Source organism: Alkalihalobacterium sp. APHAB7 (assembly GCF_048323755.1).
Classification (GTDB): Bacteria; Bacillota; Bacilli; order Bacillales; family Bacillaceae_F; genus Alkalihalobacterium.
This window is the reverse complement of the sequence record NZ_JBLWFS010000007.1, coordinates 64,606-79,918: the sequence shown is the minus strand read 5'-3', so window position 1 is coordinate 79,918 and position 15,313 is coordinate 64,606. Positions and strand designations below refer to the sequence as shown.

The 15,313-nt window shown below is 36.7% G+C and carries 14 protein-coding genes and 1 tRNA gene; all 15 read right to left on the bottom strand.

Features of this window, described 5'->3' with window-relative positions:
* Window positions 1-325 precede the first annotated feature (325 nt).
* Window positions 326-1,972 carry an SLC13 family permease gene (locus ACNSTQ_RS09360; protein ID WP_418199577.1) on the bottom strand — a complete coding sequence of 549 codons (1,647 nt, stop codon included), beginning with the start codon at window positions 1,970-1,972 and terminating at the stop codon, window positions 326-328.
* A 245-nt stretch (window positions 1,973-2,217) separates the two neighbouring features.
* Window positions 2,218-3,690 (bottom strand): sodium:solute symporter family protein, encoded by a 1,473-nt coding sequence (locus ACNSTQ_RS09355; protein ID WP_418199576.1) that lies wholly within the window; start codon window positions 3,688-3,690, stop codon window positions 2,218-2,220.
* Between the two features lie 15 nt (window positions 3,691-3,705).
* Window positions 3,706-3,945 (bottom strand): hypothetical protein, encoded by a 240-nt coding sequence (locus tag ACNSTQ_RS09350; RefSeq protein WP_418199575.1) that lies wholly within the window; start codon window positions 3,943-3,945, stop codon window positions 3,706-3,708.
* Between the two features lie 82 nt (window positions 3,946-4,027).
* A complete protein-coding gene (locus ACNSTQ_RS09345; protein ID WP_418199574.1) occupies window positions 4,028-5,707 on the bottom strand; it encodes an AMP-binding protein in 1,680 nt (559 codons plus the stop codon).
* Window positions 5,708-5,725: 18 nt separating this feature from the next.
* Complete coding sequence (locus ACNSTQ_RS09340; protein ID WP_418199573.1) at window positions 5,726-7,267, bottom strand: acyl-CoA carboxylase subunit beta; 1,542 nt, start codon at window positions 7,265-7,267, stop codon at window positions 5,726-5,728.
* Entirely contained in the window at window positions 7,267-7,734 is a 468-nt protein-coding gene (locus ACNSTQ_RS09335; protein ID WP_418199572.1) for a hypothetical protein, read from the bottom strand. The genes ACNSTQ_RS09340 and ACNSTQ_RS09335 overlap by 1 nt, the downstream gene beginning before the upstream one ends.
* Before the next feature lie 11 nt (window positions 7,735-7,745).
* Complete coding sequence (locus ACNSTQ_RS09330) at window positions 7,746-8,189, bottom strand: acyl-CoA thioesterase (protein ID WP_418199571.1); 444 nt, start codon at window positions 8,187-8,189, stop codon at window positions 7,746-7,748.
* Between the two features lie 184 nt (window positions 8,190-8,373).
* The gene (locus ACNSTQ_RS09325) at window positions 8,374-9,426 is read right to left on the bottom strand and encodes a TRAP transporter substrate-binding protein (protein WP_418199570.1); all 1,053 of its coding nucleotides are present in this window, start codon (window positions 9,424-9,426) and stop codon (window positions 8,374-8,376) included.
* A gap of 9 nt (window positions 9,427-9,435) precedes the next feature.
* Window positions 9,436-10,125: a response regulator gene (locus ACNSTQ_RS09320; RefSeq protein WP_418199569.1), complete on the bottom strand. Its 690-nt coding sequence runs from the start codon at window positions 10,123-10,125 to the stop codon at window positions 9,436-9,438.
* Window positions 10,115-11,731, bottom strand: a complete 1,617-nt coding sequence (locus ACNSTQ_RS09315) for an ATP-binding protein (RefSeq protein ID WP_418199568.1) — start codon at window positions 11,729-11,731, stop codon at window positions 10,115-10,117. Before ACNSTQ_RS09315 ends, ACNSTQ_RS09320 begins: the two co-directional genes overlap by 11 nt.
* Window positions 11,732-11,887: 156 nt before the next feature.
* Window positions 11,888-11,962 (bottom strand) — tRNA-Arg (locus ACNSTQ_RS09310).
* Between the two features lie 175 nt (window positions 11,963-12,137).
* Window positions 12,138-12,500 carry a hypothetical protein gene (locus ACNSTQ_RS09305; RefSeq protein ID WP_418199567.1) on the bottom strand — a complete coding sequence of 121 codons (363 nt, stop codon included), beginning with the start codon at window positions 12,498-12,500 and terminating at the stop codon, window positions 12,138-12,140.
* A 171-nt stretch (window positions 12,501-12,671) separates the two neighbouring features.
* Entirely contained in the window at window positions 12,672-13,094 is a 423-nt protein-coding gene (locus tag ACNSTQ_RS09300) for a BrxA/BrxB family bacilliredoxin (protein ID WP_418199566.1), read from the bottom strand.
* A 285-nt stretch (window positions 13,095-13,379) separates the two neighbouring features.
* Window positions 13,380-14,573, bottom strand: coding sequence for a metal ABC transporter solute-binding protein, Zn/Mn family (locus tag ACNSTQ_RS09295; RefSeq protein ID WP_418199565.1), 1,194 nt, complete (start codon window positions 14,571-14,573; stop codon window positions 13,380-13,382).
* A gap of 247 nt (window positions 14,574-14,820) precedes the next feature.
* Entirely contained in the window at window positions 14,821-15,297 is a 477-nt protein-coding gene (locus ACNSTQ_RS09290) for a hypothetical protein (protein ID WP_418199564.1), read from the bottom strand.
* Window positions 15,298-15,313 lie beyond the last annotated feature (16 nt).

Sequence of the window (15,313 nt, the reverse complement as noted above, 5' to 3'; positions counted from 1 at the left end):
TTTTGTATAAATAACTAATAAATATTCATCTTGATGTATCTTAACACACACCCAAAAGTTTGAAAAGGTTTTTTATAAATAATATTGCACATTTATAAATGTTTGAAAGTTCAATAGATTAACAATTTTAAATATAATACTAGTATGGTTTGGCCTTTTTTACAATACTATTTTTATTAAATAATTTAAAATTTTATTATTCACTTTCTTAAAAATACACTCTTTAATATTAACCACTGTTTAAATAAAGGGATAGTGAGGCTTCAGGAAAAAAAAGATAACAACAAAGGTGACATTCACCTCGCTGTTATCCTTTTAATCTTTTTTACCCTTTAAACATTTCAGGGATCATTTGTAAATCCATACTCCAAACGATTGGTAGGTAGAAATAGATTGCGATAACTATAACTACAATTGCTATCATATTAATCCAAAATCCGGCTCTAGCCATATCCAACATTTTTAAATGTCCGGATGCAAAAACAACTGCATTTGGTGGTGTAGCTACTGGTAACATAAATGCACAAGATGCCGCAATTGCTGCTGGGATCATGAGTGCATATGGATGAACATCGATTGCAAAAGCAAGTGAAGCCATGATTGGTAAGATCATCGTTGCAGATGCAGTATTCGATGTAATTTCAGTAAGGAACATAACAAGTGCTGTAACGATGGTAACAACTAAAAGGAAGTGAACCCCTTCAACCACTGTTAGTTGGTTTCCAATCCAAGCTGCTAGTCCTGACTCTCTAAATCCAGCTGCTATTGCAAGTCCACCTCCAAATAAAAGGAGAATTCCCCATGGAACCTTTTTCGCTGTTTCCCAATCTAATAGGAATGTACCTCGTTTACTTAACGAAGGGATCATAAATAAAATAGCGGCTGCTGTTATCGCAATCATTGTGTCATCAATTCCTGGAATAAGGCCGTCTAGTAAAAACGAACGGGTAATCCATGCAAAAGCTGCTAATGAAAAGATCGTCAGTACAGCCTTCTCTTCAAAACTAGTTTTTCCTAATGATTTCTTTTGTTCACGTATTAACTCATCTCCGCCAGGTAATGTTTTCATTTGAACCGGGAATGCAAATTTTATTAAATAGACCCAAGCAAGGCCAAGTAGAATAATAGATAAAGGTAATCCAAACATCATCCAATCTGCAAAAGAGATATCGATACCGTATAACTCATTCACCACACCGGCTAATATCATGTTTGGAGGCGTACCTATTAAGGTCGCTAATCCACCAATTGAAGCAGCATAAGCAATACCTAACATCATTGCACGTCCAAAATTTTTATCTTCATTCGCAATCCCTACATTTTTTTCTTTTAAACTACGTGATACTTGATAAATAATCGCAGTACCAATTGGAACCATCATCATTGCTGTAGCCGTATTTGAAATCCACATGGATAGAAAGCCTGTGGCCACCATAAACCCAAGTACGAGCCTTTGTGTACTTGTTCCAATAATAGAGATAATCGTTAATGCAATTCTCTTGTGTAAGTCCCATCGCTCCATAGCAAGAGCAATTAAAAAGCCACCTAAAAATAAGAAAATAATGCTATTCCCATAAGAAGAAGTGACTGATCCACTATCTAATGCGCCAGTGATTGGAAATAGCACGATCGGTAGCAACGAAGTAGCAGGGATCGGAATCGCTTCTGTAATCCACCAAGTCGCTATCCAAACTGTACTAGCAAGAACCGCCCTTGCTTCTGGTGATAAGCCTTCTGGTGAGAAAAACAACATAATGATAGCAAATAATGCTGGTCCTAATATTAAGCCTATAAGTTGAGATTTTTTATACATTGGATTAGAATTGTTTTTTTTCTCTGTCTCCTTAACCTTTCCTTTTTCATTTACTGTTTCAGAAGTTTGAGTGGCAAATGAGAAGGTTACTATATTTTTTACTTTACTATGCGATTGCCAAAGATTATTCCATAGATTAGAAATAAATGTATTATTCATAAATTATTCTCCCCCTCAAGAATATTTTTACTATTCTAAGTATAAAACGCTTACATTTATATTTGTAATTTTGTACATAAAGGTCTACTTTTGTTCTTTTTGGTCTTAGTTATTGTTGGTAACTTAGGTTACTAGAAAGGTTATGGACTGTTCTAACGTGTAAAGAGGTCAATAAAAAGACACGAGGAAGGGGAACTTCCCCTAACCTACGTGTCTTTTATCATTATATATTTACAAATTACCGTCTATAAATTAACATGCGTTTCTTGATGATAAGCATCCATCTTCTTCACCATTTCTTGTGAAGGTTGCTTTCCTAAATAGGAAACGACAAACATCGTTATGAGAGACAATGGTAAGGCAATTAGTATTTCTGAATTGAATGGCATGCTAAACCCTAAGAAAAGGACCAGGAATGATACTCCCCCAACTAGTAACGCGCAAATCGCTCCTTGCTGGGTCGCTCGCTTCCACCAAATTCCAAGTACTAGTGGGCCAAATAAGGCTGAAACCATAAATCCAACTGCAGCTGTATAGAGAACAATTAAGAACGGTGGAGGATTTAATGTTAAAAGCATTACTGCTATACCGACTATCCATGTAAATATTGCTGATGCCCGTAACACTTGTTTATAGCTAGCATTCGGGGATAATACTCCTTTATAAAGGTCATATGCAAAAGCACTACTTACTGCTAACAGTAACGCATCCGTTGAGGACATGACGGCTGCCATAATTCCAGCTGTAATAATCCCCATTATTATCGGACCAAAAAACTCATTGGCTACTAAAAGCAGCCACATATCTGGTGCATTGTTTTGTAAAGCAGTTGCATCTAATGTAGGTATATACGGGACTACTACGAGTGTGGCCCCTAACATCAAAATCCCAAAGATCAACATACTTATATTTAAAGACAACTTAGCCGAACGCACGTTAGAAGCAGTGAATATTCGCATGACTAAATGTGGTGTTACACAAACGGCTGTAGCCCATGTAACAAAGGCCCCTAAATATGCGGCTACAGGGACAGTCGCTCCAACTACACCTAATGCAGGGTTAGCTACAGTCGCCTCCATAAGAAAGCTAGACCACCCAATCGGAAGGTGATAAATACCAGCAATAACGATAGAGGAAATTAAGAATATCATCATAAAACCTTGGAGTATATTAGTCCATGTAACTGCTAACATACCACCTAATGATACATAAAAGATAAACACAAGTGTAATGATGACTAATCCCCATTCATAGGAGAAACCAGTTACATAAGAAGCAATTAGCCCTCCCGCTCTCATTTGTGACATTAAATACATGGCTGAACCGATAATGATAACAACTGGAATGGCAATCTTAAAAAATTGTCCCCCGTACCGATCATTAATAAATTCAGATACGGTAAACTTTTGAGAGTTACGTAACGGTTTAGCTACGAGGACACTCGCGACCGAAAATCCAACAATCGACCCAACTGTCATCCAGGCTAAAAAAGGAAAACCTAAGTTCCATATCGTCCCAGCCCCAGCCATAAAGGAACCACCGCTCCCAAGAGCAGCAAGCATCGCTAAAGAATTCACACCCGTTCCAATTTTTCTTCCCGCAACGTAATATTCATCAATACTTGATGTCGATTTTGAAATTTTATGTTGCGTTATTAACCCTAGTACGACTAGAAACAATAAGTAGGCAATCATGATCGAGAGCTCAACGGTTTTCATTACATATCCCTCCTTTTATAGCTGTTGATCTTGCTTATGATCTACACTGACATTTGCATTTCGTTCTGATAAGATAAATAAAATCGCTACTATAGGAGCGATAAGGTGCAATCCGTAAGCGCCCCAAGCTAGTAATGTAACATTGAAGATCATAATGTCATAACTCCAAGGAAGAAAAAATATGGCTGAGTACACGATAAGCCCAATTAATAAAACACAGTCACGTCGCGGCAGAGAGTACCATTGCTTATTCATTCCGTTTCCCCCTAGTATTTAATTAGGTAGTCATTAAAAAAAAGAAACCGTGCTTATTTTCCCTCTTTCAATCTTTATCGTTTTATGCATGTTTGGTCTCTGTCGCTTTTTCTTCTTTCAGTAGTCTTCTAAGCACTTTACCTGCTCCTGTCGCAGGAAGACTGTCTCTAAATTCTACATAGCGAGGATACTTAAATGCCGCCATATGATTTTTTGCCCAGTTTACAACTTCTGCTTCACTAATCGTTCCTGCTGCATCAGGCTTTAATACAACAAAAGCTTTAACAGCTTCTCCTCTTGTTTCATCAGGAACTCCAACCACTGCTACTTGAGCTATAGAAGGGTGCTCCATTAATAGCGCTTCTACATCTTCTGGAAAAACGCTGTAGCCGGAAGACTTAATCATCTCCTTCACTCGACCTTTAAAATACAAATATCCTTCTTCACTAATACATCCAATATCTCCAGTATGGACCCAACCATCCTTTAATGTCTCACTCGTTGCATCTGGTCGCTTCCAATATCCTTTAAATACCCCTGGATTTTTTATCGTAATTTCTCCAGTTTCACCAGGTGGTAATTCTTCTTTTGTACTTAAGTCAAGTATGCGGATATCTGTTTCAAACGTCGGTATCCCACAACTCCCGAATACGACTTTATCTGCCGGCATGAAGGTGTCACAAGTATGTGTCTCACTTAAACCATAAGCAGCTTCGAACATTAAACATCCGTTTGTAAGCGTTTTCCATTTATTCGCTAGTTCTTCTGTTACAGGTATACCGAAACTCGTCGCTAAATTTATTTTTAAAGATGATAGATCTCTTTCTTGTATTCCTGGATAAGTTAATAATCCTGCGTTAATTGGAGCTATACTATACCAAGTCGTGACTTTATACTTTTCAATTGCTTGTATCGTAGCTTCCGGTTCAAAGCGAGTCAGTAAGACACATGGAGTGTTTGTGTATATCGGAATGTTAACGCCCATAACCATACCAGCGATATGACAAAGTGGCATAACAGATAACCATGTATCATCATCATCTCCTTTCTGTGCATGAACCGAAGCAGCCGTTTTAAATAAAGCGTTTTCATAAGTTAACATAGCTCCCTTAGGACGGCCTGTTGTACCCGAAGTAAATACCATTAATGCAACATCTTCACTTGGGTTAACTTGGTGACTTTCTTGATCTTTCAATTCATTCGTAAAAACTTCCGATAAATCTATCGTTCCCTCTGGTGTAAGCTTCTCTAACTTTAATTCTTCTGGTATCGGTAAAGATGGTTCCGTAGGTAAAAAGTCAGCATAATTCGTCGTAAATACGAACTCCAGTGTAGAAATTTTGCCACGTATTTGCTCCAAGTTAGGATATAACTCTTGTGCAGAAATAACAGCTTTTGCTTCCATTTCATTTAGTAAATACTCAAGCTCAGAAGCTTTATACATTGGGTTTAATGGACATACAATGGCACCAATTTTTTGAATTGCATAATGAGAAAAGATATACTGTGGACAATTTTGCATAAACAGTCCAATTCGGTCACCTTTTTTTACTCCTTTTTCTAATAAGTAATTTGCTAGTTTTTGAGAATTTTCTTCTACTTCTAAGCATGTAATTTGCCTTCCATAATAAATATAAGCGGTTCTCTGCGGTGTATCTATTGCATTTTGTTTTACATACTCGTGTAATGGCTTTTTCCCTAGACGATATTGTAAAGTGGTAGAAACACCTTCAGGCCAATTTTTTAACCAAACCTTTTCCATATTCATATCTCCCTTCTATTAAAAACCTGTAGGCCAATCGGCTAACAGTCTTTTACTTCTCCCACCATCACGCGAACACGCAAACTCAAGTGATTGCGCTAAGATTTTTCTTGTATCACGCGGGTCAATTACATCATCAATATAATATTTACTTGCAGCTTTAAACGGCGAACTATCAAACTCCCATTTAGATAATAGTTCTTGACGTGCTTCTTTAGGGTTATCAGCTTGCATCAGTTTTTTTCCATAAACCACATTTATACCTACCTCAGGCCCTGTAAAATTAATTTCTGCTGTCGGCCAAGCAAAAACAAAATCCCCTCCCATTGTCGGTCCACACATATTTCCAAAAGCAGCTCCTATACTCTTTCGAATAATGATGGATACCTTCGGTACAGTAGCTCTTGCAAGTGCTTGATTCCAAACCATTATTTTCGTTGGGATTCTTTTCTTTTCCGCATTGCTGCTTACGCGAAAACCAGGTATATCATGTAAGAAAATAATAGGAATATGATATGAATCACATAAACAAATAAAATCAGTTGCCTTATCACACTCTTCAGCTCCACTAGAGCCAGCAAATTGTATAGGTTGATTTGCGATAATTCCTACAACTCTTCCGTCTAGATGAGCCAATCCTGTAAGAAGCGACTTACCAAACAGTGGTTTTAATTCAAAGAACTGACCATCATCAACAATCGCCTTAATAACTTTTTTCATATCATAAGCTCTTGTTCTTCTAGTTGGTACAATATCCAGCAACTCCTCTACTTGCCGGTTTGGATTATCCTTTGTCTCTCTACGAGGTGGAAGTTCATCTTCATGAGCAGGTAAAAAACTAAAGAATTCTTTCATTGCTGCTATCGTATCAGCTTCATCATCACCCGCATGATCGATTTGTCCTGTTTCTTCGGCATGAACTCTCCAACCACCTAATTCCTCTAAATCTACTTTTTCACCAGTCGCCATCTCCAACATTCTAGGTCCGGCAACAGCCATGCAAGTTCCTTTTACTTGTGATACGAAATCAGATGAAACGGCCATCCATGTAGGACCTCCAAAACTATCACCAAAAATCCCTGTTATCATCGGGACTTGACGGCCGACTGTTAAAAGACTATCTGGAAACAGTTTGTCACTTATACCATCTGAGCCCATCCCATCCGGCATACGTAAACCGCCTCCTTCTGCTAGGTTAAAGATTGGGAGGCCTCGCTTTATTGCATATTCATGGGCCATGTGAGATTTCCTTAAATGAACAGCACCTTCTGTACCAGCCATCACATATTTATCGATCGCTTCAACAACTACCGGACGTCCATTAATTTTGGCAAGACCGCATATTAAACCGTCAGCAGGTGTTTTTTCTTCAAATCCAGGTACATCTGAGTGTGCTAGTAACCCAAGTTCTAAAAATGTGCCGGGGTCTACAAGCTTTTCTATTCTCTCCCTTGCTAGTGCATTTTGTTCATCTTTCCTTTTATTTTTCCCGTAATCGAGAGAGCGTTTTTTTCTCTCCTGTAAATCATGAATATATTGCTCCATACTTACTTCTTCCATTAGAACGACTCCTTCAAGTAGTTTACATTACAGGCTTTTTTCCATTTTCGTTTATTAATTAACTGTAATAAAAATGCAAATTGAAACCTAGGGTGTCCCATAATTCTCCAAGGTTCTTCCGGACAATTATGATAGAAATCTGTTAATATTTTAGCGAGTTCTCGCTTCGTTTCAGGTGTAAATGTAATAGAGAGGTAACTAATTCCTTTTAAATGTCGCCGTGTCCCCATTAGTGTTGAAAAAAATCTAGTTAATGGGTCAGCAGAAACATAAATAATAGAGATTTCGAGGTCTTTGGTTTTATAAATGATTTGATCGTGGTTAGAGTCGTAGATATAAATTGGTGGATTGGTTGTTTTAGTAGTTGGTATTTTTCTAGTTTTAAGTACTTTTTCGAGCAGATTGGAAGCTTCATGTTGAGTAATTCCTACATATGCTTCCCATTTATTACGATAGAATGATAGCACAGCAACACCTCCTATTTCGTTTCTAGTAGATCTCCTTCATATGCTTGTATTTTTTCGACAATATCATCAGGAATAGGTTGTGACCGCCCTGTTTCTGAATTATAAGAAACTTGTACAGATTCAGCGCTTACTAGAATTTCATTATTGTCTCCTCGAGTGATCACATACGAGCATATCATACTCGATCGACCAAGTTTTTTAATCCGACAATGCACATGAACGACATCATCTAACTTAGCCGGTTGATGATACTCAATTGTAATTTTTGCTAGTACTAAATCAAAAGTATTCGTTTCTGCTAATTCTGTCCAATTGGAACCAATGATCTCCCTAAAATATTCAGTTGACGCCACATCAATGTACGTAGAATAATGCGCATTAAAGACAATTTTTTGGCCATCAATTTCAGAGTACCTTACTCTTATTGGGTAATAAAAACGAAAATTTTCTAACACGATAAACACTCCTCCTTTTCCGTAAATTATACTAACCGGTTAGTATTAATAACACTATACTAATCTAAATTTTCTTAATTTTCAACCTTTAATTATTATTATCTGCAACTTCTTCTTCTGAATTGGACATTAATACAACATAGCACGGATTAAAAAGAGGCTGAATGATAAATTCAGCCTCTTTCTAATGATTATTTTGTAATCTTTGTATCTCTTTCATTAGTTCTTCACCAATGACACCGCTATATTTTTCATATATAGGTTTAAATGCTTGTTTCCATGAGTTTTTTTCATCTTCAGTTTGATAATGAATTTCTATTTGACCGCTTTTTTCAATTCTTTCTAACATTTCTTCATTTATGGATTTAGTATGTTCCCGCAACCATAAAGTCACTTCTTTCATGGCTTCCATAATACTATTTTGATAATCGGTAGGAAGAGTATCCCAAAATTCCTTATTCATAAATACGGCATACCCTAAATAATTATGATTGCTCAATGTCAAATACTTTTGTTGTTGGTAAAAACCTTTTGAATAGATATTAGATAATGTGTTTTCAGTCCCGTCAACAATTCCTGCACTCAATACATCGTATACTTCATTAAATGGAAATAACAACGGATTCGCTCCTAAAACCTGGTAAGTTTCAATTAAGGCCTCGCTTGGCATCACCCGGACCGAAAGCCCTTCAATATCCTCTGGTCTAGTTACTGGTCTAACATTGTTTGTAAATTGCTTAAAACTGTTGTCCCAATAAGCAATCCCGTGTAACCCATATTCCTCAACACTTTCAAATAATAGACTTCCGACTTTCCCGTTAAAGGCGTTCTCTATCATTTGCTCATCCTGAAAGACATAAGGTAAGTCTAATACGAGCCATTTCGGATCTAATACGGTTACTTCAGAAAATGCTGGTGCAATAATATGAACTTCATTTCTCATTAATCCACCAAACTCTCCTTGCGCTTCATACAAACTAGCATTAGGAAAAACTTGTACTTCTACCCAGCCCTCTGTTTTCTCTCTTACTAACTGTGCAAACATTGATGCAGCAAGTCCTTTTGGTGTATTTTCCGCGACAACATGACTAAAGCGTAATACATACTTTTCGTTTAATCCTTCTAATTCTTTGTCTACTGCCTTGGGTTCTTGTTTTTCACCAAAACCAAACCCTATATAATAGGCAGTTAATACCCCTATAATTAAGAAGGAACAGATTGTAATTAACCCTCTCATCTTTTCCTCCTATTGTTTCAATCGATATAACTGAATAGGACGACCTATTGTTCCGTACGTTAACTCCATTTCAACTTGTCCTATGTTCTCTAAATAATTCAGATAACGACGAACGGTTACTCTAGCTAGACCGACTTCACTTCCTATTTCCTCAGCTGATTTAGCTGTATCCATTTTATTTAGATAATCATTAATTTGATTTAAAGTGTGTATATGCAAACCTTTTGGCAGGGTTGTATCTTGTTTCACTTCTTGTTGAAAAGTAATATGATCTAACTTTTCTTGAGAAACTTTATCAACGTAATTTAATTGTTTGTATACAGTCTTATACTGTATCAATGCCTTTTCTAACCGTTCAAAGGTAAACGGTTTTACAATATAGTCTACTACCCCGTGACGAAGCAATGTTTTAACGGTATCTGTATCGTTAGCAGCGGTAACGGCAATGATATCGACATCAATTAGTTCTTTTCGGATTTGTTTGATCAACTCAACCCCGTCAATACCAGGCATGTATACATCTAAAAGAACTAAGTGAGGCTTATACTTTTGTATTTGCTGTCTTCCCAGTTCACCAGTTGCAGCTACGCCAACGACTGTAAATCCATCAATCTTTTCTATAAACATTCGGTTAACTTCCTGGACCATTGGATCATCTTCAACTAATAACACGAGTATTTCCCCTTTTTTATAAGGCATCGCCGACACTTTCCTCCCTCTTTAAAGGCAGTGTTATCGATATAGTTGTCCCCTCATTTTCTTCACTATCGATATCAATTGTTCCATTAACTCTTTCAACTATTGATTGAATAAGAAACAAACCAATCCCTCTACCTTCATTTTTTTTAGTCGAGAAACCTCTCGTAAAAATTCTTTCTTTATATTGTTTTGGAATTCCAACCCCATTGTCAGAAACTTGAATAAAAAGCTCATCTTCTAACTCCTTAACTAATATATAAACCGTTTTATTGGAAAATTCTGTTTCTAATAGCGCGTCATAACTGTTATCAATTAAATTTCCAATAATTACGACTAAGTCATGGTTAGTAATACCTTCTGGATAGTTTACAAATGAGCTTGATTTATTAATTTTCAATGATATACCTAACTCTTTCCCCCTACTTACTTTACCTAATAATAATCCTGCAATACTATCATCATGAATTTGTTGCATCAAGATTTTAGAGAGAGCAGAATGTTCTTCATTTAATTCAAAAATATACTCAAGTGCTTTGTTTCCCTGATTTAACTGAATTAGCCCAGCTATCGTGTGTAACTTATTTGAGTATTCGTGATTTTGAACTCTAAGTGCATCTACAAAAGCTTGTACACCTGTTAATTCTTTTGCTAATCGATTTACCTCTGTTTTGTCTTGAAAAATAGCAACTGCACCAATGGTCCTGCCGTCATCGGTTATAGGAATGCGATTACTAAGTATCGCTCTGTTTTGTACGTAGAACTCTCGTTGATATACAGGTTTTCCTAATTCTAAGATTTCTGGTAATCGAGTATCTGGGATCACTTTTGATATCTGTTTTCCTATCACATTTCCATTAACATATAACATCGATTTCGCGGCTTCATTGATTACAGTAATCCTTTGATGTTCATCAATTGCAATAACCCCGTCATGTATCGCATTAAAGGTAGCTGTACGCTCTTCTAATACACGAGCTAATTCACCTGGTTCCATTTCAAAAGTTTGTTTCTTTATATGACTAGCAAGCAACCAAGCCCCCCAAAAGCCAAAAAGTGTAGTAATTAAAGTAATAATTAGAGCTGTCCTGCCAAATTCATAAATAATATCACTTAAATAAGGAAGAACATTACCGACTACAACTACCCCAACCTGTTCACGATCTCGGTTGATTATTGGTACAAACGCTCGGACGGTCTCTGTTCCATCTTCTGCTTTTGCTTTCGATATATAGATATGTTCCGTAAATGCTGCACCTTCATCTCCACCTACAAAGGGGGTTCCTAATCGCTCTGGAATGGGATGCGTAAGTCGTATCCTGTCCATATTCAAAACCACAATATAATCCTGTTCATTTAGGATCCGCATACGTTCTATGAGTGGTTGTAATATTTCAGAAGCATTGGCTAATTCAATACTATCTTGCACCGTCTGATTTTTTGCAACTAATTGTGCAGTAATCATTGCTTGTTGCGATCGTTCGTCTTCTTTAATCTCACTAACATAACCTAATAAAATAATGCCTATTATAATAAGAGAAAAAGCAACGATCCCAAAGGATAAGCCAGTGATTTTCCATCGTATAGGTAGTTGTAATAAAGCTTTCAATTCTTTCTCCATTCGACTATTTTCAACATATTTCTGCTTTTACTATAACATATTATTATACAATTTTTTGTTTATTTTAAAAGACAGAGGTGTCACTGGTATGCAAAAAAAACCTGAGGAACTAGTCCTTCAGGTTTTATATGTATAATTATAATATGGCGCGCCCACCAGGATTCGAACCCAGAACGCGAGAGCCGAAATCTCGTGTGATATCCATTTCACCATAGGCGCGTTTTTTAGCGACATGACTAGTATATATCAATATACTAATAAAGTCAAGAGTCAATACCGCAGTCAAAATAATTACTCCAAAGAGGTGTTGGTATCTCAAGACGAGTAGTATGAATTGATTTAATAAATCCATATTCTTATATTGAGATACCTGTCACATACTTTTTAGCGTTACCTACTGATTAGCCTCAACAGGACCGTCTTCAAACATTTTTTCAAAACGTTCATTAATTTGGTCATCATTGTAGCCAAATTTATGTAATCTAACGACAAAGTTCTTTGCCCATAGCTCATTACGTTTAGCCATTTTCTTATACTTTTTTACTAATGCCCCTTTTGTTTCTTTAGACCTTGCATCTGAATTTGACATTAGATTTTCAACAATGAACAATGCTTTCCATACATCGTCTTCAGTGAATTGTTCATTTCTTTCATTAAGGACATCTAATACTTTTTTATAGTATTGATCGAATTCTTCAAATGGAATTTCGTCATCCATATTTAAATACCCTTGTATTTGGTTATATAGTTCTTCCATGTTGACACCCTTCCTAAACATATTCGGGTATATTATATCACATTTCTTTGTAAGAAAAACACGCTTTATTAATATGTATTCACAAGATACCGACAGCGCGCGTTGTTCCCGGACCAACACCGGTATCCCAAAACATTAAAAAGGCTGACTTTATGCTGTCAGCCCTCTTTTCTAATCACAATATTGATCAAATGCAGCTTCTAACTTTTGAACAACTTCAATTGGTTCATGTCCTTCAATTTCATGACGTTCGACCATCATTTTAATTTCTCCATCCTTTAGCAGTGCAAAAGAAGGTGAAGAAGGTGGATACCCTGTGAAAAACTCTCGAGCACGAGCAGTCGCGTCCTTATCTTGACCTGCAAAAACCGTTAGAAATTGATCTGGTTTTTTATCATAGTTGGCCATATAAGCAGCTGTAGGACGAGCTATGCCGCCAGCACACCCACAAACAGAATTAATCATGACTAATGCTGTTCCTTTTTGAGATAATGCTTCATCTACTTCCTCTGGTGTCGTTAATTGCTTGTATCCCGCATTGACCATATCTTGCCTTGCCATTTGAACAACATCGTTCAAAAAATTAAATTGCATGTTTATCACTCCTTGATGTTGTTAAGTCTGTAATTATTGTACCCGTTTTCTTAGGAACAACCAACTAAAACGTTTTACAAAATTCATTTAAATTTAAATCAACGTTATTATGAAAGGCTCTTTTCACAAAGATTGTTGTTGCATGCTTTTGGACCGTAAGCCAAGCGAATGCTTGGCTCTTCACGCTATGCGTGAAGCGAAAGCGGTCCAAAAGCAACAAAGTTTACGAAAACAGCCTTATGAAAAAAAGGAACGAAGAGTTACTAACTCGCCGCTCCCTTTCTATTATTGTAAAGCTGTTCTCAATGCTTCAATATTTTTTCTCATTAAGCTATAATAATCTTCATTGTTATCGATGTTTTCTTGAACCAATACTTCTAAGTTATGAATATAAACTGGTTCTGCACCTACTTCTTCTTTAACTACTTCAGCGACTTGAGAAGTGAAATTCTGTTCAAACGCTACATGTTGAATGTTGTGCTTTTCAGCATACTCAATAATTTGTTCTAATTGCTTACGAGTTGGCTCATTTGTTGGAGAAAGACCTGTAATTCCAATTTGATGAATACCGTAACGGTTTTCCCAATAACCAAATCCAGCATGTGATACGATAAATGTATCTTTTTCTACCTCTTCAACCATCGCAGAAAACTCAACATCAATTGCTTCTAATTCAGTTTTCACATCGTTGAAGTTAGCTTCAAAGACTTCTTGTTGTTCTGGTAATAATTGTACTAATCCGTTCTTAATATTCTCAGCCATTTGGATTGCAAGAATTGGATCTAACCAAACGTGCGGATCTTCATCTCCATGATGGTGGTGGTGATCATCATGTCCATGCTCGTCGTGTTCATGATCATGTCCGTGCTCTTCGTGCTCGTTGTCATGATCGTGGTCGTGTCCATGCTCATCATGATCATGTCCGTGATCATGATCGTGGTCATGTCCATGCTCGTCATCCTCATGTCCGTGATCATGACCGTGGTCGTGTCCATGCTCGTCATCCTCATGTCCGTGATCATGATCGTGGTCATGTCCATGATCGTCATCCTCATGTCCGTGAGCGTGGTCGTGGTCGTAATCTATTAATTCAATTCCTTCAGTTGCTTTTACGACTAAAACATCTTCATTCGTTACCGTATCAATAATTGCATCTGCGAAGCCTTCCATTCCAGCTCCGTTATAAATAAACATATCACCTTCAGCAACACTTATCATCTCACGAGCAGTCGGCTCATATGTATGGGCATCTGCACCTACAGGTATAATGTTTGTAACGTTAACATACTCTCCACCAATTTTATTTGTAAAATCTTCAAGTGGGAACAGTGTTGTAAATACCTCTAAGGCTTCTACCTCTTCTTCTTCCACTACTTCCTCTTGTGCATTTTCTTCAGGCTCCTCTTGTCCTCCACAGGCTGCTAAAAATGACGATGTTACTAACATACCTGCAAACAAGCTTGCTTTTAATTTTCGCATTGTTATCCCCTTCCGTAATCATTACGTTTTCGCTTATAAATTATAACGTAATAGTTACGATTTGTAAATCACTAATCAATCTTTATTTATTGTTTTTGTTTCCACTAAAAAACTGACTGAAAAGCTCCCTCACCTTTTTAGATATATGATGCAATACTATTTTTAATTACATCTAATATACTACAATGATGGATGCGTTCACCGTCAGTTTATTCACTACTATTGGCTATTTTCGTAAACGTTGTTGCTATTTAATCATCGCTAATCTTTCTTTATACATTTTATTCAAGTCTTTTTGTTGTTGAAAAACTTTTGGTAACACTTTTCTCAAGGCTTTTTCATTACGTTGTTCTACAGCTTGGACAAACAAAGTTTGAAGCTCTTCATGCTTTTTGTACCAGTCTTGATCAATGACATCACCGTGCATAAGCTCACCGTTTTTCATCGCTTCTGATATTTTCTTTTTAAGTACTGCTTGCTCTTTACTTATTTCTCTCCACGCATTTACGTATTCGGGTGTATATTTTTCAGCTAACAACTCGTAATACATATTCAAATGAGCTGTAAAACCGTTATTAATTAATAAACTAGTGTGCGAACAACATTCATCATCTTTTTGTTGACTACCAACGCCGAAAGCATACGTAACATTCTGACTACTAAACAAAGTTATAAACGAAAATATACAAGCCAAGCTAAGCGCTATTACTCTTTTCCTTGTCACTTTTAGCACTACTCCT